Source organism: Helicobacter sp. 23-1046 (assembly GCF_053654635.1).
In genome coordinates, this window is the sequence record NZ_JBSIUS010000001.1 from 696,525 (window position 1) to 718,835 (window position 22,311).

The window sequence follows — 22,311 nt, forward strand, 5'->3', positions numbered from 1 at the left end:
ATGCGTTTTGTAGATTCATATTTCTATCGACCGAATTTTTTTCAAAAATGCCTTAGTATCGCGCTTTTACCCGTTTCGGTATTTTATGGTGTGAGTGCGACATTGCGTAGAGTGTTTGGTAGGGTGTTTGGATTGCGTGATTTTGGTGTGCCTATTGTGAGTGTGGGGAATCTTGTCGTAGGTGGTAGTGGCAAAACACCATTTATCATAGAAGTGGCGCGCGAATTTGACAGTGTGGCAGTCATTTCAAGGGGATATAAACGCAAAAGCAAGGGGCTTTTGGTGGTTTCTCATAATGGAAAAATTACTTGCAAGCAAGTAGAAGCTGGAGATGAAGCATTTCTCATTGCTAAAAGTTTGCCAAATGCCACGGTTATTGTGTGTAAAAATCGCACAAAAGCCATAGAAGAAGCGAAGAATCTCGGCGCGAAGTGCATTTTCCTCGATGATGGATTTCGTTTTGCTTTCAAAAAACTTAATATTTTATTACAACCAAAACTTGCTCCATATTTCCCATTTGTCCTACCTAGTGGGATTTATCGTGAAATGCCATATTTGTATAAAAGTGCGGATTTGCTTGTATTGGAGGGTAGGGATTATGACAGAGAGGTCGTTGTAGAGAATCAAACGCAACGAATGCTCCTGCTTACCGCCATCGCTAATCCATCGCGTTTGGAGGAATATTTGCCAGCAGTGGTTGGAAAAATTTTTTTAAGCGACCATAGTCGATTTGATGAGGAATTTTTACGCACACAAATTGACAAACACAATGCCACAAGCCTCCTTGTAACTTCTAAAGACGAAGTGAAGCTCCAAGATATGGGGTTTGAGTTGAGTGTTTTGCGTCTAAAACTTCGTATAGATTCTCAAATCTTGCGTCAAATCCGTGAATACATTACAAGCTACACCCATTAAGTCATTTGGTCAAAGTCAATGAAACAGAGATATTTCATAGAGCGCATATTGTATCTTGTCTTTTGTAGCGTGCAGATTCTCGTATCTCAGCACCAAGAGGCACTAGAATTTTTACAAAAACCTATTTCCCCAAACCAACAAACCCTACAAAAAGAATCTCTGCACCAAGATTATCCTGATGATAGCGCAAGGCTGCATTACGCAAGCATTGCGTATTTGCATTCATATATGAAAAACCACGATTTTAGCATTTTCTCTCAAGGCGTGAGTTTGCAATACTACAATACAAACGATTCTAATCGCAATCTTTTTGCGCTTAATATAATGGATACCGCATTATATAATCCAAAAGATTCTGTAACTTCTAAGGTTTTTTCCGCAACGGCGAGCAATATTGGGCTTTTTGGCGCATTTGATTTTTCATTTGGCGATACTTCATTTGGACATCATTTGCTTGGAGTGGAAATTGGCTATGGCAGAAGTTTGATAGCAAATGGAGCGCGCAATCAATTTAACGAGCATAGTGCGTTACTTAATGTGGATTATGGATATGTCTTTGGCTTTGGGGAACTTTTATTGTATCCATTCGTGCGTGTGGAGCAATATATATTTTTCGCACAAAACCAAAATGGAGAGCCAAAAGATTATGGCTTAAACGCTATTTTAGGAATCAAACTTATGCAGGACTTTATGCAATGGGATTGGTGGGCGAGTGTGGGCGTTTTGAGTGATTGTAATCTCTCTGGTAATGGGATTGGGTTACTTGCTGATAATTCTATTATTTATGATAGAGATGGGATTACAAATGGAGTTTTAGGAGAAATTGGGGTAAATCTCGCTCATACGAAGCATTTTTCATTGCTTACTAAAAGCGCGATTTCTTATACACTTACATACTATGAGCTCAATATCAAAAGTGCGATTTATGGGACTTATAGATTCTAAAATCTAAAGAATCTACAAGTGATTGAGCATAGCGAGGCTTACTGCCATTATCCCCATACCAGCAAGCAATCCATACAAGCAATGGTGTGCCTCACCATATACTCTCGCGGCAGGCAAAAGCTCATCAAAAGAAATATACACCATAATGCCAGCAATAATGGCAAAAGTAACCGCTAATGTGAGCTCGCCGATAAAAGGCAATAAAATAAATACCCCAAAAAGCGCACCAATTGGTTCAGTGAGACCAGAGAGCGCGGAGTAAATAAATGCCTTTTTCTTATCTCCTGTGGCGTGATAAATAGGCAGTGAGACAGCCATTCCCTCAGGAATGTTATGAATCGCCACTGCAATGGCAATAGCAATCCCAAAGGAGAGATTCTCCAACGAAGAAATAAAAGTCGCAAAACCTTCAGGGAAGTTATGGATAGCAATGGCTATGGCAGTTAAGATTCCCGCTCGTTTTATAGCGGTGTTTGATTGTTTGGCTTGATGATAGGCTTTGTCTTGTAAATTGCAAAATTTTAGCTCCTTATATTCTTCTTGCGAATGAGAATCTAAATTTTCAGGGATTAGTTTATCTACAAACACAGAGATGATAATGCCCACAAAAAAGCAACATATCCCCAAAAGTTCTCCCCAAACACCCGTATATACCTTGCTAAAATCCTCAAATGACTTAGGCAAAATCTCCATAAAAGAAATATAAATCATCACTCCTGCGGAGAATCCAAGCCCAATAGAGAGAAATTTGAAGTTATCTTGCCTTGAAAAAAATGCTATCACTGCGCCAATAGCAGTAGAGAATCCAGCCAAAGCTGCAAGCATAAAAGCAATTAAAATTTGGTTTGTGGTAATTTCCATAGTATAATTTCACTCTTTTTGTTTATTTTTGTGTATTTTATAAATAATTTTTATTGTTTAGCAAATGATTGCGAAAATTGCAAAAAATTACAATGACATTGTATTGATTGAGGGCGGTTAAAATAATGGACTTTACACATAAATGGCGTATATTTACCTCCAATAAGCGCGCATACATTTCGCTTATACTTTTTGTGGTATTGTTTGTGGTGAGTTTGCTTGCACCATTTATCGCAAACGAAAAGCCTCTTTTCATTTATCACAATAATAAGGCATATTTTCCTGTTTTTGTAAATTATGCAGAGAGCGAGTTTGGCGGGGATTTTGAAAGTTATACAGATTATTTAGATTCCTATGTGCAGGAAGTTTTACTTAAAGATTCGTTGGTTATCACTGCTCCTATCCCTTATAGTTATGATACTATCATTTTTGATTTAGGCACTCCATCGCCTACTCCGCCAGATTCTAAGCATATACTTGGCACAGATGACAAATCCCGCGATGTAGCAGCGAGAATCTTGTATGGATTGCGCCTTAGCATTATTTTTGGATTATTGCTGACAACCTTTAGTGTGCTTATTGGTGTGGCTTTGGGTGCGTTTCAAGGATATTATGGTGGTGCGCTAGACTTAATTGGACAACGACTTATTGAAATTTGGAATTCTGTGCCTATTTTATTTGTCATCATTATTGTCTCAAATTTCATTACGCCAAATTTTTGGTGGATTTTAGGCATTATTTTGGCATTTTCGTGGATTAGCCTTGTGAGCGTGGTAAGGGCAGAATTTCTAAAAGCGCGCAATTTGGAGTATGTCAAAGCAGCAAAAGCACTTGGACTAAGTAACTTTACTATTATGCTAAAACATATTTTACCAAATGCGATGGTCGCCACAATCACTTATATCCCTTTTATTATGGCTTCAGGCATAATTACACTTGGGAGTTTGGATTTTTTAGGTTTTGGTATGCCTGCGCAAAGTGCAAGTTTAGGCGAGATTCTCGCGCAGGGTAAAAATAATCTCACTTCCCCTCATCTTGGCATTAGTGTGTTTATTGTGCTTTCAATCTTGCTTTCAATCCTTGTATTCATAGGGGAGGGCATTAGAGACGCATTTGACCCACATAGCAAAGCACGCTAATTCTGCTTATACAAGGAGAGAATTGCATTTCTCAAGCACGCAGTGAAACAAACATAGCAAACATTAAAAAATAAATATACCTAAAAACAATATAAGAGGTATCTTATCTGCTAAAAAGGCAATGAGTATGCTATAATCGCCTTAAACAAACAAGGCGATTGTGCTATGTTTGCAAAACTTGCAAAAAAAAAGGATAAACAATGTCAGCAAATGAAACAAGAAGCGAAAAAAGTGTGAGAATCGTGCTAGATGAGGAAAAAATCTTGCGTGAGGGCAAGTATAAGTTAGAGGATTTATATGCGTATTTAGATGAGATAGCAAAAGAGGCAAAACTCCACAAACGCGATAAATACACCTATGTAGCCCAAAAAAGTGAAAGCGATATGGCGCATATTGCAATTTTTACAATAAACAATGCTATACACAATGAAGCAATCACGCGCAATGTCAAAGAATGGTATTGGTTAAAAGATGGCATTGTATCTACAAATGTGATAAAATCAGCAAAAGAAAATGGAGATGGTATATGGGATTAGATAATAATACAGATGAAAAACACATTAAGTGCATAAATTTTGATTTAGACACCAAACAATTAAGAGAAATATTCCCCGATAGCACACGAGAGCCCTACATATTGATTAAAAAATTCTTTGAGGATAAAGGATTTGGACATAGGCAATATTCAGGCTATATATCAAAAGAACCCTTAAGTGAATATCAAATATATAGAATCATTGAAGAATTAGCCAAAAAATTTACTTGGTTGCGGAAATGTATGCAAGAATTTGATATTTCAAATGCACCAGATAGAATCAGCGTAAAAGACCAAATTGCAGATATTGCCTTAAAACAAGAAAAACAAAACAAACTCAACGAAATAACCACTACACACAAACCACACAGACGATAATAACTTACTCATTATTTCAACACAAAGACAAGAAGCGCAACAAAAGGAGTGTGCTAAAGTTTTGCATTTCACAAGCGATATGAATGCACGAATTTTTATTTAGGATTGTCAAATATTGCAACCACAATGCTATAATGACAAAAGAATAACGATTAAAGGCAGAGATTGAATTACTACATACACGATAAAACCTTTCTTATTTCAGATTCCCATTTTGGGCATTTCGCAGCCTTAGTGAAAGAACCAATCCGCTTAAATAGTGCGCTTTCGCACGGATTTAGAGATTTTGATGAATTTAGTATTATGCTATGGAATCAGAGCATTGGCAAAAAAGACGAAGTGTGGCATTTGGGTGATTTGTATTTTGGCGATGGGATAAAGTGCCTCAAGCGTCTCAACGGGCAAAAAACACTTATCGTAGGCAATAACGATATTGGAAAGTTTGAATATGTCAAAAAACAAAGCGATTGGAGGGTGTGCAAAAAACTCAAACTTCAAATCCCAGAGCGTGAGTTTATCAAAAGAACATTAAAGAAAAAATTTGGCGAAATGTGTCTCAAAAATATTTATCTCAATGCCATTGTGTGTGATTTTGATGGTGAGCGGATTATGTTTTCACATTTTCCTGTGTTCAATCGCAAAGCGCGCGATAGATTCGTAGCGGCGCGAGATGTGCTTGATGAAGCGTTTAAACTTTCACAATGTTCGCTGAATATACACGGACATTTACACTCAAAACCAAGTGGAAATGACTTTTGTATCAATGTAAGCTGTGAGAATCTCGCCTTTATCCCGCGCACACTAGGAGAAATTTTACAAAACTATCGCAAAAAATTTGCCCACAAACAAAGTGTTTTTGCGTAAGAGTGGTAATGCAGGACTCTAATGAAGTCGCCTCAAATACACAATAACAAAGATTTTCCATACCACCTCTTATTTTATGAGCTCTACACAAAGGGCATAAATGCAAAAAGCATAAAAAAATCTACACCCCCGCACACTATAATAGAGAATCTGCTCGCCATAGACGCGCTTGAGTGCGAAAATAATACCTTGCGTTTAAAGCCACATTTGCTTGTAGGAAGACTTGATATTGTTACAAAACATTCTAAAAATACTTCAAAAACTCAAAGTAAAGATTCCCCAAAAAAGACATTTTTATCGCCATTTTATACGCCTACAAATATTGGAATCTCACTAGATTCTAAAACATTACAAAAAGACTTTATGTTAAAAGATTTCCCGCCAAATGCCAATAAAGGTGATATACTCATCGCTAAAATCCGCTATATCAAGCAAGGTAAGCGTGCTGGAGTGATGATAAATAAACTTGTAGCGGAGTTTATCGCCACACTTGTGCCAAAAGTGCCACTAAGCGTATGTATCGCCATAGAGCATAAAAATACGATTGTGGGGTTTGCCTTGCGTGAGAGGAAGATTCTCTCCCTTAAGGCAACGCAAAAATCTCTGCGAACATTACCAAAGCAAGCCGTGCTTCAAGTAAATATGCAAACTTGCGAGATTATTGAGGTGCTAGGAGTGTTTGATAATGAGGTGATTGATAAAGATATTGTGTTAAAAGAATATGCTGTGGAACAAGAATTTAGCCACAAATGCGTTGAATACACACAAAATATTGAAAAATCCTTTAAAAGAGGAGGGAAGTTCGTTATTGATTCAGAGCTTTATCCGCATAGAGAGGATTATACGCATATTCCATTTTGCGTCATTGACCCCAAAGATGCAAAAGACCACGATGATGCGATTTATTATGATACAAAGACAAAAAAACTCTATGTCGCTATCGCCGATGTGGGGGAATATGTAGCGCATAACACTCCACTTGATAAAGATGCACAACAGCGGTGCTTTAGTGTGTATTTCCCAGATTGTGTTATCCCAATGCTCCCTTTTGCTCTTTCAAGCGGACTTTGCTCATTGCAGGCTGGATTAAAGCGTTTGGCATTAGTGTGGGAAATCCACATTAACAATGGGCAAATGCTTGATTGCTCTCTTAAGGAGGGAATTATAAAAGTAAGGGAGCATTTTACTTATGAACAAGTGGCAAACTTTATAGAATCTCATAAATTCAACAAAGAGCTATTATGGCTCAAAAGCTATATGACACAAGTAAAAAAACTTCGCACAAAAAGACTAAAAAATGGCTATGAATTTGAGGGATTGCAAGCACACATTAGGCTTAAAGGCAATGGAGAGGTTGCTTCATTCGCTCCAAAGGCACTCTTAGATTCACAAAAGCAAGCCCTCGCGCTTTCTCATAGCATTATTGAAGAATCAATGCTCCTAGCAAATGTCGCTTCTGCAAATTTACTTACTACAATCTCTAAAAAAAGTGCAATGTATAGAATCCACGAAGCCCCAAAGCCTCAAAAAATTGCAGAATTATTCGTGTATGCAAAAAATTTTGATAATGCACGCAAACAGGGCAATGATTCTCATCTTTTTAAAAAAGACAAAAAACAATCATTACATTCTTTGCACGCACAAATTACACAGATTCAAAACCAAGCAAAAATGCTAGGATTAGAGCAAATTATAGATTGGATTATAATTAAAGCCCAATGCAAAGCTATTTATAGTCATATCGCAGATTCTCACTTTGGACTTGGGTTTGCGTGTTATACACATTTTACTTCGCCTATTCGCCGATATAGCGACCTTTGTGTGCATAGAATCTTAAAGGCACATTTACATAAAAGCAATGAAGTGGGATTTTTGAGCCAAAACCTCGAAGCAATAGCGCGTGAGCTCAACATAAAAGAGCGTGAATATATGCGTTTGTGGTTTGATTTTTTAGATTTGAAATTTGCGCGTTTTTGCGCCAAAAATGCACCAAAACTCACTTGCAGGGCAGTGGTTATCGATGATAGCTCTCCTATGGTGTGTGTGGCACTAGATTGTATTCCTGAGGCGAGGATTATAGTAGAATCTGCAAGTTTTGGGAAACTAAGTATTGTGTATTTACGCATTATAGGGGCAAATATTTTAACGCGTGAAATTTTTGGTGAAGTCATTGCCTGTGAGAGTGAGGGATTGCCAAAACAAGAAAGGCAAACACACCCACAAAAAATAACTCAAAAACGATATAATGCAAAATCAATTCGCACCAGCAAGCGTGCCAAAACTAAGATAAAAAGAGGAAACAATGTATAAAAAAGAGCTTGATTCTCTTTTGCTTAAACCAAATCCACCGCGTGCATATTTACTTTATGGTGCAAGTGAGTTTTTGATACACCATTATGGCAAGAAAATTTCCACGCTTTTGGCACAAGGTCAAGAAATAACTACTTTTTATTACGATGAATGCGATCCAGATAGCATTCTCTCAATGCTTACTCAAGATTCTCTTTTTGGTGGAGACACTTTCATTGTGTTAAAACTTGATAAAAAGTTTGATAAAAAAACTTGTGAAAAGTTTTTAAACGCGCTTGTTAAACACCCAAATAACGGACTTATCATTGAATTTTACATCGCTAGCTCAAAAACAGATGCGCAATATATGCAAGATTGTCGTGCCTTTGCTCAAAGTTTTAAAAATCCAAATATGCAAGTCGCTGAAGTGCGGTTTTTTGAGCCTAGCATACAAGAAGGATTAGAATTTTTAAGGGCACGATGCAAGGAGATTGGCATCGAGATTCATAGCCAAGACTTGCGCTATATTTTAGAATTACAAAACAACAATCTTGCCATTGCTTGCAAAGAGATTGAAAAATTTGGCATAGGCGTAAAATCTCCAAGCGCAGATTCAAAATCACAGACTCAACCAACAAAAATTATCGATACTCAATCGGTGCGATTTTTATGTGAAGGGGTGGCAAGCTTTAACACAGAAGAATTGAATTGTGCCATTATGGAAAAAAAGCCTATTGTGAAGATTCTCCAAACACTTTATGAAGAAGGCGTGAATGAAGTCGCACTAGCTAGAGATGTGCAGAGATTTTTTTATCAACTTTTCTTATTTTTTGCCTACATTAAGACCAAAGGTGCGCCAGATGCGGGAGAAATTTTAGGCTTTAATCCTCCTAAGGCTATTATTGAGCGACAAAGTCGGTATTGTATGAAATTAAAAGAGCGCGATTATGTTGAAATTTTTGATTTGCTTAATTCGTGGGATTTGGAGGCAAAAAGTGGAAAAAGTAAAAATTCTGCAACGATTTTAATGAAAATTCAAGCAATGATTGGGTAGAATTAGCACTTTAAACCTTGCTCTTTTTTGTAAAATCACTACAAATATCGAAAGATAGGTAGTTTCAAAGAAAGGGCGATAACCAAAAGGAGACACAATGAAGCACTACGAAACGATGTTTATCGTAAAACCGACACTACAAGAGGAAGAAATCAAAGCAAAAATTGATTTCTTTAAGGACATTATCACCAAAAATGAAGGGGTGATTGAAACCTGCTTAGATATGGGTATGCGTAATCTTGCCTATGAGATTAAGAAAAATCAGCGCGGATATTATTTTGTCATTTATTTTCAATCTAACCCAAGCCTTATTGCCGAATTAGAGCGTAATTACAGAATCAACGAGGATATTTTGCGATTCCTCATTGTGAAATATGAGAGCAAAAAAGAACAAAAAGCGTGGCAAACACTTGTAGATAGGGCAAATGGCAAAGTGGAAGCACCAAAGAGGAAGCCAAAAGAGCGTGTGAGTGTGCCTGAGGATTCTCCCAAAGAACAAGAATCTGTGGAAGCAAAGCAAGAATCTACAGAATCTTAAGGTTGTGTAATGTATAATAAAGTTATCATTATAGGGAATCTCACGCGTGATATTGAGGACATTCGCTATTTGCCAAGTGGAAGCGCAGTAGCCACCTTAGGGCTTGCATCAAATAGACGATACAACAAGCAAGATGGCACAAAGGGCGAGGAAACTTGCTTTGTCGATGTGAAGCTATTTGGGCGCACCGCAGAAGTGGCTAAGCAATACCTAAGAAAAGGCTCAAAAGTGCTTATTGAGGGACGATTGAATTTTGAAAGCTGGAGCGACCAAAGTGGACAAAAGCGTTCAAAACACACTATTATTGCTGAAAGTATGCAAATGCTCGATAGCAAAGGTGGTGGAGAATATACTCAAAGTGATGGATACAGCCAAGATTCCCAAAATCAAGGTTATCAAAATTCACAACCACGCAACACACAAGGTAACGCGGGGGGATATAATCAAAATATCCCAGAAATTGACATAAATGACGAAGATATACCATTTTAAAGGAGAAACAATGGAAAAAAGAAAATATTCAAAGCGATACTGCCGATACACAGAGGCAGGGCTAGAATTTATTGACTACAAAGATATTGAAATGCTAAAGCATTCGCTCTCAGAGCGATACAAGATAATGCCTCGCCGACTTACAGGCAACACAAAAAAATGGCAGGAACGCGTAGAAGTAGCGATTAAACGAGCGCGTCATATGGCATTGATTCCATATATTGTGGATAGAAAAAAGGTTGTTGAGAATCCGTTTAAAATTTAGCAAACTTACTTAACCTCGCGGAATATTGTTTGATTTAGTAAAACTCAACAACAATATTTTAGGAAGGATTAAGTGTGGATACTTGGAGTATTTTTTTGCTTTCTTGTGCTTTAGCAGCAGATGCTTTTGCTGTGAGTTTATGTAAGGGCTTTAGTGTGCGTAGCGTTACTCCTAAGCATTGTATGGTTGTTGCGTTATACTTTGGTGGATTCCAAGCTTTAATGCCTGCTTTGGGATTTTTTCTTGGCATTATATTTGCAGGTTTTATCGCCGATTATGACCATTGGATTGCTTTTGTCTTGCTTAGTTGTATTGGCTTTAAGATGATAAAAGAATCTTTCCAGCCACAAGAATGCGCAAGCGATAGTGATAAATTTGGATACCAAACAATGCTTCCTCTTGCGATTGCCACAAGTATTGATGCACTTGCGGTTGGAGTTAGCTTTGCGGTATTAGAGACAAATTTGTTATTGAGTGTAGCTTGTATTGGTATTGTAACGGCTGTTTTTTGTATTGTTGCACTCAAAATTGGCAATAAATTTGGATTATTTTTGGGGCGCAAGGCAGAATTTTTAGGCGGAGGAATTTTGGTGCTTTTGGGGATAAAGATTCTCATAGAACATCTCTTTTTTGATTCTTAAACTAAAGATTAAATTATGTGTAATAAACGCGGTGCGAAATTCTTACTTGTATGTTTTACATTGAGCGGTGCTTATGGCGTTGATTGGACGAATTCTACTTTGCCGACAAGCATCACGCTAAATGGCGGACAAAGGCAAGATACTATAACTTCGACAAAAAGCCCACAAGGCTGGCAAATGACTACCATAGGGCTAAATCGCAATCCGCATTTAAGCATAAACGGCACGGCAGGCTCGCAATATGCACTCACAATCAAAGACAGCACTACAACTTTTTATTCAAGTGGATTGAGCGTGGCTAGTGGGATAGAATCCACGCTTATAAGTGCACATACGCTTAGCATTGAAAATGGGAGTGTCAATATCGGCAATGGAGCGAAATTGAGTGTCATCTCAAGCGGAAACACAATCAACGCACAAGGCTCGGAATATGGTGGCGAATCCAAAGTGCGATTTGGAAGTGGCTCTACGCTAAATCTCACACAAAATGCCACTGCGGATTTTAGTAATGCCAAATTTTTTATCCACAATGGAAGCACAAACCTTTCTCAAGGCGCGAATCTTAAAATATCTGCCAATACAATTCGATTGCAAAATAGTCTAACAAACAACGGCGGAAGTGTGAATCTAACGGGCAATGTCTATAATGTCGGCTATTCAGGTAGCATTCAAAGTAATTCAGTGTCAAATTTCACGCTAAATGGCGGAAGCGTAACAATCACGGGCAATTTTTACAACGGAATAGAATCAAAAGATATGAGCGTGGATACTACGGGCGGTGGATTGTTTAATGCCTTTGACCCTGCCTTTGGTGGCGGTGGGAATCTCATCATCACAAATGGTGGCACGATGAGCGTTACAGGGACATTGATTTCGCAAATGGGTGGAGATTCTATCAATGGCGGCGGGATTTATAATCCACGCAATTCTAGCATTTCAATCTACGGCGGGACGCTTCAAGTTGGGACATTGCAAAATAATAGTGGCAGCACACTTACATTTGGGATACAAAATGGCACAATGGGAAAACTCGCAGGGAATCTCACCAATAATGGTGGGAGTGTAGTTGTGGATTTTTCTGGTGCAAGTGATGGACAAACCTATCAATTCATCACAGGCACGATAAATGGAGCAAACATAACCTACACCAACGCAGACTTTGCTAATATTACCCTTAATGGTGGAAGTGCCACTTACAACTTAGATTCCACAAAAGTAAATACTTTCACACAAGGGTTGGTTGGCAATGAACGCGCAATTTTTGAAGCAAATAAGGCTGTTATGGGGAATGCCATTTACTCAAGTGGGAGTAGCGGGCAAATTAAGCAATATATGAGTAGCACTAATCAAAGTATAAATGATATTATCAATGCTCCATTTAGCGCACTTTTTAGCCTTAAAAATGCAAGTGCTGACTTTATGGATTCTAACACAGCAGGGGAGAATCTAAGAGTTGGTGTGATTGGCTCAAAATTTCTCACTGGAAATCACGGGAATAATGTCGGCACGCTTATTGGGGCGCAAGTGGGTAGCAAAATATTCAACACAGCTTTTAGTGTAAGTTATGGTAAGGCAAACATAGAGCACACAAACAACGCGCAGTCTATCACACACACAAGTCATAATGTTATGTTTAGGGCTACGCAAACTATCGAACTCTCGCAAGCTCTGCATTTTCTCTTGGGTGGAGCATATTTTAGCTCATTTGGAGAGGTAAATCGCCACAATACATTGGTGCAATCTCGCACAAATGCTTCCCAAGATATGAGTATTATCCAAATAGATTCTTTGTTGTTTAAGGCATTTTCTATGGGTGAGCGCATTGCATTTACGCCTTATGCAGGATTACACCATTATGTGTATAGCATAGAGGCACTCAAAGAAAATGCTTCTAATGCCTTGCAAACGCAAACAAATAGTTTTTATGCACTTGGGGTAGGGATTGGAATCAAGGGGAATTATTTGCTTAATGGTTATAATATATTTGGAAAGGTTCATTATGAAGTTATGACTATGGAGGAAAACAAAAACATCAAAGTGCTCTATGGCACACAAAGTTTGACTTATGCTCCACCACTTTATAATACACTTAATATCGCTTTGGGTGGAAGTTTTACTCTGGCAAATAATACCTTTGTTGATGTGGGTGGATTTTTTGTAAATTATGGTATCAACAATACAATAGGACTAAACGCTTCGCTAAGAAAGGAATTTTAGAATCATAAAGTTATGCAATGCAAGAAAATCGCGTGTTAGCTTTTGTTGCTATCAATGGTTTTGTTGCCCTCAGTAATGGTAGAAACCTTTCCCCACATTAAGCGGTATTTGCGCTTCATAAATTCCACTTCTTCTCTTGCGTGTTCGAGCTCTTGGCGCAAGGTTTCCATTGTCTTTTTATCATCATCATAGACTTCTTGCATTGATACAAGAGCATCTTTTAGGAATGTGTTTTCGTTTTTAAACGCACTAATAGTTTCATCTTTACTTGCAATCACCTTATCGTGTAGGCTTAGGATAGTCGCGATAGTCTTTTCGACAAACATAGGATTGAGCTCACCCTCACTTACGAGGCTACCTTGCACGCGCTTGATAAGCGCATAAGTCCCGCTACTCGCATCAATGAGTATCGCTTCTGCGTCTTTTTTTGTGTTTAGTGTGCCAGATTCTATAAGTTCGTTGATTTTCTCCTTGCTTAATCCTGAAAGTTGAGCAAACTCATCAACGCTAATCCAAGTGGTAGAGGCTTGGATATTTGCAGGCACAGGAGTTGGCTGTGTTTGTGGTGGAACGACTTGCACATTTGGAGAATCTCCATCTGTATTTCTCTCACTTATCTCACTCGCTTCGCTTAGTGGCATTTCATTTGGTGGCATCTGATTTTCTGACATTTTATCCTCTTAGTAATACTTGGATTTCTTGTGAGCTTTGCTCTAAATCTTTTAGCTTGTTAGCGCGTTCATCGCTAAGTTTTTTAGCAAGACGAGAATCTTGTAGGCTTAGTATTTGCATTGCTAAATGTGCGGCATTTATCGCTCCAGCCTTGCCTATCGCCATAGTCGCCACAGGCATACCGCTTGGCATTTGCACTGTGGCAAGCAGAGAATCTAGCCCATTTACAGCACTTTGTGCGCTAGTAAGCGGGACGCCAATCACAGGCTTGCAAGTTTGCGCAGCAACTGCACCAGCCAAGTGCGCTGCCATACCAGCTGCCGCGATAAAAACTTGCGCTCCGCGAGATTGAGCGTCTTTTATATAATCCTTTGTGCGCTCAGGCGAGCGGTGAGCGGAGGATATGATAAGCTCATAAGACACACCAAATTTCTCTAAGGTTTTGGCGCACTCACTCATTACTTCATAATCACTTTTGCTCCCCATAATAATGCTGACAAATTCCATTGCATTCCTCTAAAACGATTGTTTTATGATGATAAGCAAATTTTAATCCTTAAAACTTATAAAAACCTGAGTATTCGCAAAAAATTTTCTTATAAAATGAGATTTTGTTTTAGATTCTCTGTAAATTTTGTGCTAGACTTGCAATCACTGACACAAAAAGACACAAAGGAGATAAATATGGCATTTGGCAATCCATTGAAAACTTGCCTTAAGTATTTGCTTATAGGTGTTGTTTCTCTCACGCTTTTTGGTTGCACGCAAAAGAAAATTTTTATCAACACTCTTGATTCTCAATCTAATCGCTATGGCACACAAGAAAAAGCTTATACAAATGGCGTTATGCTTGTTACTTCTACAAAGACTCATTCTTCTGTGCGTTTTGAAGTCGCCCAAGAGCAACTCAACAAAACCCAAAATGAGCCTTTAACAATTTACATTGGTGCTACGCTAAAAACCCAAGAAAAATCAAACACACAAACACAAGAAAATGACGAGGAATTTATCTTTGATACGCCTAGTGTGTCCGCGTTTTATAACTCCAATCCTGTGAAAATTTTAAATTTTGAAGAGGTAAAGCAGTCTGGTTTGAATTTTGGGCTTGCTATTGAGTCGTTTGGTGTTGTTGTGTCTAAAGAGCCATCGCAATCTAAAGCATATCCTTACGCTACCTATCCTTCTTTAATCTATCGTGGATACCCCGGATTTGTTTTTTATGACCCGTGGTTTGGCGCGCGCGATAGAATCGAACAAGAGCAACGATTAGAAGAAAAACGGCGCATAAAGTCTATTATCCTCTCAAGCTATTTGCGTAAAAATACACTTAAGGCGAATGGAGAAGCAAAAGGTGGCTTTATCGTCATTCCTCCAAAGTCCTTAAAAAGCGGGGTTTTACGCATTGAAGTGAGAATCTTAGATGAGATTCACACACTTTCTCTTTCGACTAGCAAGAGAAAACGCACCCTATAAAAGAGATAAAGCACGCGTGAATGGCACAAAGCATTGAAGAATTCTTTATCGCTTCTTTGCAAAAAGTCGGACAAAAAAATGGCGTGTGTGCTAAATTTGATGATGATGTCTTTGTATGTAAAAAAGAATTACATCATCACACACACAAATATTTGCCTTGTAGGAATGTCTCTTTAGGCAATCATTCTACCAAAGACTTTCAACCCCTTGCAAAAGATTCTCATTTTATTAGTGCGGTTGATGGGTTTTGTGAGGATATTCATTTCAAGCGAGAATGGTTTAGTCCTTATATGCTCGCTTATAAGGCATTTTTAGTCAATATTTCTGACTTTATTGCCAAAAATGCTACGCCAACATTTGCCCTCATAAGCCTCGTAATCGCCAAAGATATGAATAAATCCCAAATTACTCAAATAGTGAATGGATTTAGCGATGTGTGCAAAAACTTTCACATTCGTATCATAGGCGGAGATACAATGTTGGGCAAAAAACTCGCCTTTCATATCACGCTTTTTGGATTTGCCAACAAGCCTATTTCGCGCCATAGCCAAAGTGGTTCTTTGCTTTTTTGCACACAGGGAGATTTTGGAATAGGATTGAGTTTAAAGACATTGCGTGATTTATTGCGCTTTAAGCCAATGCAAAAAAATCTAAGCAATCTTACAACGCAAGTGCTAAAAAATCAAAGAAAAAGCCTGCATAATAGATTTTATCTCCCATTGCCGCGCATTTGTTTTATGCAATCTTTTGGCAGATACATTTGCTCAAGTATGGATATTTCTGATGGCTTACTCCAAGACATTCCTAAACTTTTATCGCATTCAAATTTAACCTTTATCCCAAGCCAAACATTTAAACGATTTCAAAATGGAGGGCAAAAATGGCGTATCCAAAGCGGAGAGGAGTATGAGATATTGTTTTGTATCCACGCCAAGCATAGACACGCACTAAAGAGAATCACACGCAAAACACGCACAAAAATCCTTTTTTTAGGAAAGTTAAAGCGTGGAAAATGTCGCCTCCACTCACAAAAATGGCATTAGATTCTCACTTGCTTATGATTTAATCCTTTAAAAAAAAGCAAAATATGCTACAATACGCGTTTGCATTGAAGTTTTAATACAAGGATAAACAATGGGTGATAATATCAATATTGATGTGCGCAATTTAGCTTGTCCTGAGCCACTTTTGCGTGTTAAAAAAACACTCAATGGAGTAACAAGCGAGACGCTCAAGCACGCACATTATGAGGTCATAGGCAATAGCGTGAGTGCAGAGGAAAATATCTCACGATTTTTAAAAAAGGAAGGCTATGCTTTTGAAGTTGGACACTCCAATGACAAAAAACAATTTATGATAATCATAAAAGCAAAGTCAGAAGCACAAAAAACACAGGAATTAAGCAACAAGATTCTGCCTAAAACACTCCTTGTAAGAAGTGATAAAATAGGCGAGGGCGAACTTGGCGTAATGCTTATCAACGCATTTTTAAAAGCCCTTACAAACACACAAGTTCTCCCGCAAAGGATATTCTTTCTCAATCGTGGCGTGCTTCTCACCACCGATAATGGCGAAGTGCAAAATGATGAAATCGTAGAAGCCCTAAAAGAGCTCGAAAAGCTCGGCGTGCAGGTATATTCCTGTGGTTCTTGCCTAAGTTACTTTGCGCTTACAGAGCGAGTAAAGGTAGGAATGATAGGCAACGCATTAGAAGCAATCGAAGAAATGCTAAAAGGCGAGGGCGTTATATCATTGTAAGCGAGGTTAAATGAATGAGTATAAATTAACGCAATTTGTCTCCTGCGCTGGGTGAGCTGCAAAAATGGGTCCGGAGGACTTACGACAAATTACAAGTAGCCTTACCCAACCACGCAATGACGCACTTTTAGTTGGCTTTGAGAGCAGTGATGATGCGGGTGCGCTTGCCTTAGATTGCTTGCTAGATTCCCAGCAGGGTATGCCACAAAGCAGAGAATTACCAAATGGATTGGTCTTGCTTAGCACGGTGGATTTTATCACACCTATTGTTGATGACCCGTATTTATATGGACAAATCGCAGCGGCTAACTCTCTAAGTGATATTTTTGCAATGGGAGGTAGGGCGATTAACGCACTGAATCTCTTTATGTGGGATAGCACAAATGTCGATACAAACGCAGCTAAGGAAATATTGCGCGGGGGATTAGATAAAATCACAGAATCTGGTGCATTCTTGCTTGGCGGACATACTACGAGTGATAATGAGCAAAAATATGGATTGTGTGTAAATGGTTTGGTGCAAAAAAACGCACTATGGCGCAATAATAGCGTGCAGGTGGGCGATTTACTCGTGCTTTGCAAACCTATTGGCACGGGAATCTTAAGCACGGCTATCAAGGGTGGATTATCCTTTAATCAACGCGAAGTGGTGCAATCAATGACTACGCTTAACTTGCGCGCGAGTCTTGAGGCAAAAAAATATCAAATCCACGCTTGCACGGATATTACGGGCTTTGGGCTTATCGGACATACACTTGAGATGTGTGGGGATAAAACTCTTTTGCTCTACACCCAAGATATTCCGCTCTTTGATGGGGTAGCAGGATTTGTAAGTGATGGGATAATCCCCGGTGGCACACATAACAACAAATCAGCTTTCTCCAAACGCGTAAGCGTGCAGTGTGGCATAGATGATGATATTATCTTCTATGATGTGCAGACAAGTGGGGGATTGGTGTTTAGTTTGCCAGCGAGCGAGGCGAAATCTTTAGTATATGACTTGCGCTTGGCAGGATATGAGAGAGCAGATATAATCGGCGAGGTGCTTAACTTTAGAGAATCTTCGATTATTTTGGGATAGAAAATGTATTATTTTTTAAGGTTAAATTTGCAATCCAAATCTCACAACTTAAAGTAAAATTAAGATAAATTTTTATTAAAAACACTTAGCATTGTCCTTACACTTGCGTGATTTATGGGTTTTTTTCTTGGAGTTATAAATTTTTTATCACTTATATCGCTTAAGTGCTTGTTTTTAATCGAAATGTTCTTATTTGCGTATTTACATTCATTCCACGCGTGCCCGATAAAAGTGCATATATTTGAGGATTTAAAGCAATATTTCCATTTATCAGCAATATAGATATTGACCCATTTCTCCACACACTCAATCTCGTGCGTAGGTCGCCAATATCCAACGGGGTCAAGTGTGAGTAAAATTGGAATTGAATTGCGTGGTAATTTTTCTTTTAGATTCTCTAATGCCTTACATATATTGCTTGCTCCCCAGCTGTGTGCGATGATATATGGCGTATAGCCTAAAGCAAGAATCTCGGGCAATAGAGAAACAAAAAGTCGTTTGCAATAAAATGTGGTGTATATTTTTGCCACAAATGGAATGCTTGAAAACTGCGCGCAAGAATCTAGGGTAAAACTCGCAAACTCCCTAAAAACGACTCGATGAATGCTGTCTAAAAATCCACCAACAAAGATGATAATAGGTTGAGATTGATTGTTTTTTGGTTTGTGAGATTGCACGGATTTTGTGCTTTGGCAAAGCGGGAGGATAGTTTTTTGCACTTCGTTGTTTAGCCACATATTATGTGTGCGATAAAGAGTATTTTTACCTGACAAAAGAGCAGGACAATGGACATCATCGCGCAAAAACTCATCACAGTGAAAATCACCACTATAAAGGAAAACAGGCGTTAGCATATAAGATTCCACTTATAATGAGGTATTTTGACACAAATTCCGTGCATTTTTATACACATCTCCATTCCACAAAGCACTTATCACAGCAAACATATTGGCATTTTTTAGCAACGAAATATTATCTTTGCTAATCCCACCAATCGCACAAATAGGAATGCGTAATTCTTTTTTTGCTTGAGAGAGAATCTCTGCACCCACACATTTGGCATTTGGTTTGGTGGGTGAGTGGAATATCGAACCAAAAGCCACATAGTCAATCCCTTGCTTTTGCAATTCTTTTGCGCGGGTTATATCGCTATATGATGAAGCTCCTAAAATCCCTGTAAAATTTTTACGAATGACTTGTATGTCTCCATCATCTTTACCAATGTGTAAGGCAGGACATCGAAGTCTAATAGCAAGCTCCACTCTATCATTAAGCACAAAAAGAACATTAGATTTAGCACAAATATCCATTAAGCGATAAATAATCTCTATAATATCGTTATCATCGCTAATTTTATCGCGATATTGAAAGATTCTCATTCCACCTTTGATTGCTTCTTGCACTTGAGTGCAAATTGTTTCTTTTGGCGTGAGGGCTGTATCGCTAATGCCATAAAGTCCGCTTAATGCGCTATTCATCTAGGGCTTTCCTGTGTTATTGTAAAAATCCTCATTTTGCTCCTGCGCTGGCAAGACACCTTGCATTTGCTTAGAATCTTCATATAGAGGTTGGCTTGGTTGTGCTTTTTGCAACACACTATTGATACACTCCTCCTTTTTTTGTGCAATGTCAATCTCCTTAGTATGAAGCACCCACTGTGTGCTATCAAAAATATCAGGCGTGTTTATTAGGCATTCAAATGGTTTAAATCGTTCTTTGTATCCCATTGAGCCGTGTCCATCAATCCAATAGCCCGGGTAAAAATATCTCAATTTCTTTTCCTTAGCGATACGCAACTGCATTAAAATATTAAAAGTCCCAAGACTTAAATGTTGATAATCGTGGTCATAGAAAAAATACACCGCGCTAATGTTATCTTGTAAAATATCCACCAAACCAACGCCTACAAGCTGAGAATCCACGAGGTATAAAAATTCATAACCATAATGCTGATGTCCTTCGATAAACATCTCTGTGTAGCTTTTTTGCGTGATTGGGATATATTCCCAGCCTTTTTTGTCGTGCATTTTTTTGTGATATTTGTCATAGAGATTCAAATGCTCTTGACTAATAGTTGGTTTTTGTATGTATAGTTCGGTGTTATAGTTATTTTTTATCACTCTTTTGTGGTTTTTGCTAAATTTAAATTCTTCCACAAGGGTGCGTATAGTGATACATTTTTGGCATTCGCCACACATTGGCACAAAGAAATAATTCCCAAATCGTCTCCATCCACGCTCTAAAAGCCCAATATAAAAGGAATCTGAGCAATTTTGTATATGAAAATAACGAAATCTACTAATTTTATCGCTTAGGTAGCTACATTCCTTTGGCTCAGCGTAAAATTCAAACAGCCTCATATCATACCTTTGTATTGTTGCTTAAAACCGCTTACTTTTTGCACATATTCCCTTGCTTCGGCTTTTTGGAGTTTGCTTGCGAGCTTTTTATACACTTGCTTTGGAGAAAGCGAGTTGATAACTTCGATAGCTTTTGTTCTATCATTATGAAACGCTCTAAGCACATTACCACTGCCTGTGTTGTATGCTGCAATCACGCAATATTCTTGGGATTGTGGGTTTTTAATATCTTTAAGATAGCGTGTATAAAGAATATGGAGATAGGCACTTCCATAGTGAATGTTTGTCTCTGGGGTAAAAAGCATTTGTTTGGTCGGTGCGCCTTTTTGCCCCGTGATAAGCTCGTGGGAATCTGCCCCCGCTGTGCTTGGCACAACCTGCATAAGTCCAAATGCTGGAACATAGCTCATCGCATAGGGATTAAAGTTTGATTCTGTGCGGATAATTGCCATTAGCAGGGCAGGTTGGAGATTATATTTTTTAGCGTATTTTTTCACAAACGCTTGATAATTATTCCCCGCGAGCTCGGCATAATTTCCCTCCATTTGCAAATCCACATAATACACTTCATCACCTTTGCTATCCTTGCGCGTTTTTAGTTTATTTTGCACGAGATATTGCGCATATTTTTTTGCTCTCCACTCATAGAGCACTTCTTTACCCTCATTATCTTTGATTAAGCCCGAGAGAAATGGCTTCCCGCCGAACTTCACTGCAGAATCTGAATACAAATCTATACTTCTGGGGTCATCGGGCGTAAGCAATGTCGATACAATAGCGTTTTGCAAGGATTGTTCGGGGTTTGATTTATCCACCGTTTCCACGCGGATTTTTCCATCACTAAAGTTAATTTTTGAGCGCGAAAGATAATGGTCTGAATATTTGATAATAGAATCTTGTGAAGTCAGCTCTACTTCATCATTTCCCCAATTTTCTATCACCTTATCACTTAGAGTGATAATTTCTTTTTTATAAGCCTCGTGTGCGGCTCTTAGCTCCTTACCACGATTGGAATCTAAATCTGATAACGCACTCTCTAGCGCAAGACTTGATTGCTCTAAAATACTATCACGAGAGAAGAATGTATTACGCCCTGAAGTGCGTTTGTGGATTTGTTTGTTTGGTAAATCCTGCTGGTATGTGCCCCTTAGTTTGGAATCTGCGGTTTGTGTTATGGGGCTGTATGAAAAGCCACTATAAGTTGTCGAGCATCCACACATACATAACGCAAAAGCACCATAAATGTAATATTTCAAATCTAACCTCTATTTATCAACCCCAATGCGATGAAACACATTTAAAAACCATATTAGCGTATATTTGAAAGTTTTAAGATAAATTCAATCTCGCCTTTATTTAAACGCATTTCCTTAGCGATAGCATCAACACTCCAACCATCTCTAAATAGTCCTATGATTTTTTTCTCATCAATCGCATTGCCATTTGAAGGTGTATAGTTTAGTCCCCGTAGCTTCTCTTCGAGCTGGAGCATTTTCTCCTCGACATAATCATTTTGCTTGAGTGTTTGAGATTCTAAAACTTCAATTTGTCGCTGGACATTGATGATTCCATTATTCAGTGCGTCTTTGACTTCGGTTTTGATTTTCGTGTGTATGGCGTTATTGTTGTATTCGCTCTCTAATTCGGTGTCTTTTATCCACTTTTTGATTTTATACACTTCTTTGTTAATATCCTCAAATCCGCGCTCAAATCGCCTAAGACGCTTGGTCATATCGCTATTTTTAAAGAAATTTAACACAGAAAGGATAATCACCGCGCCAAGACAAGAAATACTACAAACAATGCTGATATTCTCTAGTGAAATCTCCATAAC

Annotated in this window: 25 protein-coding genes; 17 read left to right on the forward strand and 8 right to left on the reverse strand. The window is 38.4% G+C overall.

Annotation, left to right across the window (positions count from 1 at the left end; translation table 11 throughout):
- Positions 1–915 carry a tetraacyldisaccharide 4'-kinase gene (locus ACWIUJ_RS03375; RefSeq protein WP_454168953.1) on the forward strand — a complete coding sequence of 305 codons (915 nt, stop codon included), beginning with the start codon at positions 1–3 and terminating at the stop codon, positions 913–915.
- 18 nt (positions 916–933) lie between these two features.
- A complete protein-coding gene (locus ACWIUJ_RS03380; RefSeq protein ID WP_454168955.1) occupies positions 934–1,860 on the forward strand; it encodes a hypothetical protein in 927 nt (308 codons plus the stop codon).
- A gap of 12 nt (positions 1,861–1,872) precedes the next feature.
- Here ACWIUJ_RS03380 and zupT read toward each other — a convergent pair whose 3' ends face one another.
- Entirely contained in the window at positions 1,873–2,721 is an 849-nt protein-coding gene (zupT, locus tag ACWIUJ_RS03385; RefSeq protein WP_454168957.1) for a zinc transporter ZupT, read from the reverse strand.
- 125 nt (positions 2,722–2,846) lie between these two features.
- Between zupT and ACWIUJ_RS03390 the strand changes: the two genes are divergently transcribed.
- From ACWIUJ_RS03390 to ACWIUJ_RS03440, 11 genes are all read left to right on the forward strand, one after another.
- On the forward strand, positions 2,847–3,860 hold the full coding sequence (locus ACWIUJ_RS03390; RefSeq protein ID WP_454168959.1) for an ABC transporter permease: 1,014 nt from the start codon (positions 2,847–2,849) through the stop codon (positions 3,858–3,860).
- Positions 3,861–4,060: 200 nt separating this feature from the next.
- Positions 4,061–4,396, forward strand: coding sequence for a hypothetical protein (locus ACWIUJ_RS03395; RefSeq protein ID WP_454151716.1), 336 nt, complete (start codon positions 4,061–4,063; stop codon positions 4,394–4,396).
- Positions 4,387–4,773, forward strand: a complete 387-nt coding sequence (gene vapD, locus ACWIUJ_RS03400) for a VapD family protein (RefSeq protein WP_454168961.1) — start codon at positions 4,387–4,389, stop codon at positions 4,771–4,773. Before ACWIUJ_RS03395 ends, vapD begins: the two co-directional genes overlap by 10 nt.
- A gap of 165 nt (positions 4,774–4,938) precedes the next feature.
- Positions 4,939–5,637, forward strand: a complete 699-nt coding sequence (locus ACWIUJ_RS03405) for a metallophosphoesterase (RefSeq protein WP_454168963.1) — start codon at positions 4,939–4,941, stop codon at positions 5,635–5,637.
- 21 nt (positions 5,638–5,658) lie between these two features.
- Entirely contained in the window at positions 5,659–7,947 is a 2,289-nt protein-coding gene (locus ACWIUJ_RS03410) for an RNB domain-containing ribonuclease (protein ID WP_454168965.1), read from the forward strand.
- Positions 7,940–8,980: a DNA polymerase III subunit delta gene (gene holA / locus ACWIUJ_RS03415; protein ID WP_454168966.1), complete on the forward strand. Its 1,041-nt coding sequence runs from the start codon at positions 7,940–7,942 to the stop codon at positions 8,978–8,980. The genes ACWIUJ_RS03410 and holA overlap by 8 nt, the downstream gene beginning before the upstream one ends.
- 97 nt (positions 8,981–9,077) lie before the next feature.
- The gene (rpsF, locus tag ACWIUJ_RS03420; protein ID WP_454168968.1) at positions 9,078–9,518 is read left to right on the forward strand and encodes a 30S ribosomal protein S6; all 441 of its coding nucleotides are present in this window, start codon (positions 9,078–9,080) and stop codon (positions 9,516–9,518) included.
- A gap of 9 nt (positions 9,519–9,527) precedes the next feature.
- Positions 9,528–10,010 carry a single-stranded DNA-binding protein gene (locus ACWIUJ_RS03425; RefSeq protein WP_454151705.1) on the forward strand — a complete coding sequence of 161 codons (483 nt, stop codon included), beginning with the start codon at positions 9,528–9,530 and terminating at the stop codon, positions 10,008–10,010.
- Between the two features lie 10 nt (positions 10,011–10,020).
- Positions 10,021–10,275 carry a 30S ribosomal protein S18 gene (rpsR, locus tag ACWIUJ_RS03430; protein WP_454168969.1) on the forward strand — a complete coding sequence of 85 codons (255 nt, stop codon included), beginning with the start codon at positions 10,021–10,023 and terminating at the stop codon, positions 10,273–10,275.
- 74 nt (positions 10,276–10,349) lie between these two features.
- The gene (locus ACWIUJ_RS03435; protein WP_454168971.1) at positions 10,350–10,916 is read left to right on the forward strand and encodes a manganese efflux pump MntP; all 567 of its coding nucleotides are present in this window, start codon (positions 10,350–10,352) and stop codon (positions 10,914–10,916) included.
- Between the two features lie 15 nt (positions 10,917–10,931).
- Positions 10,932–13,133 (forward strand): hypothetical protein, encoded by a 2,202-nt coding sequence (locus ACWIUJ_RS03440; protein ID WP_454168973.1) that lies wholly within the window; start codon positions 10,932–10,934, stop codon positions 13,131–13,133.
- A 35-nt stretch (positions 13,134–13,168) separates the two neighbouring features.
- Here the strand turns inward: ACWIUJ_RS03440 and ACWIUJ_RS03445 are convergent, their stop codons facing one another.
- Both ACWIUJ_RS03445 and purE read right to left on the reverse strand, forming a co-directional pair.
- Positions 13,169–13,804, reverse strand: a complete 636-nt coding sequence (locus tag ACWIUJ_RS03445) for a DUF3972 domain-containing protein (RefSeq protein ID WP_454168975.1) — start codon at positions 13,802–13,804, stop codon at positions 13,169–13,171.
- A gap of 1 nt (position 13,805) precedes the next feature.
- Entirely contained in the window at positions 13,806–14,312 is a 507-nt protein-coding gene (gene purE / locus ACWIUJ_RS03450) for a 5-(carboxyamino)imidazole ribonucleotide mutase (protein WP_454168977.1), read from the reverse strand.
- A gap of 177 nt (positions 14,313–14,489) precedes the next feature.
- Here purE and ACWIUJ_RS03455 point away from each other — a divergent pair, with 177 nt between their 5' ends.
- The 4 genes from ACWIUJ_RS03455 to selD all read left to right on the forward strand — a co-directional run bounded on the left by ACWIUJ_RS03455 (position 14,490) and on the right by selD (position 18,117).
- Positions 14,490–15,278, forward strand: coding sequence for a hypothetical protein (locus ACWIUJ_RS03455; protein ID WP_454168979.1), 789 nt, complete (start codon positions 14,490–14,492; stop codon positions 15,276–15,278).
- A gap of 20 nt (positions 15,279–15,298) precedes the next feature.
- Positions 15,299–16,321 (forward strand): thiamine-phosphate kinase, encoded by a 1,023-nt coding sequence (locus ACWIUJ_RS03460; protein ID WP_454168981.1) that lies wholly within the window; start codon positions 15,299–15,301, stop codon positions 16,319–16,321.
- A 91-nt stretch (positions 16,322–16,412) separates the two neighbouring features.
- Positions 16,413–17,036 carry a sulfurtransferase-like selenium metabolism protein YedF gene (yedF, locus tag ACWIUJ_RS03465; RefSeq protein ID WP_454168983.1) on the forward strand — a complete coding sequence of 208 codons (624 nt, stop codon included), beginning with the start codon at positions 16,413–16,415 and terminating at the stop codon, positions 17,034–17,036.
- A gap of 64 nt (positions 17,037–17,100) precedes the next feature.
- On the forward strand, positions 17,101–18,117 hold the full coding sequence (gene selD / locus ACWIUJ_RS03470; RefSeq protein ID WP_454168985.1) for a selenide, water dikinase SelD: 1,017 nt from the start codon (positions 17,101–17,103) through the stop codon (positions 18,115–18,117).
- Positions 18,118–18,176: 59 nt separating this feature from the next.
- Here the strand turns inward: selD and ACWIUJ_RS03475 are convergent, their stop codons facing one another.
- From ACWIUJ_RS03475 to ACWIUJ_RS03495, 5 genes are read right to left on the reverse strand one after another with little or no spacing between them, the layout of a single operon-like run.
- A complete protein-coding gene (locus ACWIUJ_RS03475; protein ID WP_454168986.1) occupies positions 18,177–18,971 on the reverse strand; it encodes a hypothetical protein in 795 nt (264 codons plus the stop codon).
- A 12-nt stretch (positions 18,972–18,983) separates the two neighbouring features.
- The gene (gene thiE / locus ACWIUJ_RS03480; protein WP_454168987.1) at positions 18,984–19,595 is read right to left on the reverse strand and encodes a thiamine phosphate synthase; all 612 of its coding nucleotides are present in this window, start codon (positions 19,593–19,595) and stop codon (positions 18,984–18,986) included.
- Entirely contained in the window at positions 19,596–20,477 is an 882-nt protein-coding gene (locus ACWIUJ_RS03485; protein WP_454168988.1) for an arginyltransferase, read from the reverse strand.
- Positions 20,474–21,733, reverse strand: coding sequence for a murein transglycosylase domain-containing protein (locus ACWIUJ_RS03490; RefSeq protein WP_454151680.1), 1,260 nt, complete (start codon positions 21,731–21,733; stop codon positions 20,474–20,476). The genes ACWIUJ_RS03485 and ACWIUJ_RS03490 overlap by 4 nt, the downstream gene beginning before the upstream one ends.
- A 53-nt stretch (positions 21,734–21,786) precedes the next feature.
- Positions 21,787–22,308, reverse strand: a complete 522-nt coding sequence (locus ACWIUJ_RS03495; protein WP_454151678.1) for a hypothetical protein — start codon at positions 22,306–22,308, stop codon at positions 21,787–21,789.
- Between the last annotated feature and the right edge of the window lie 3 nt (positions 22,309–22,311).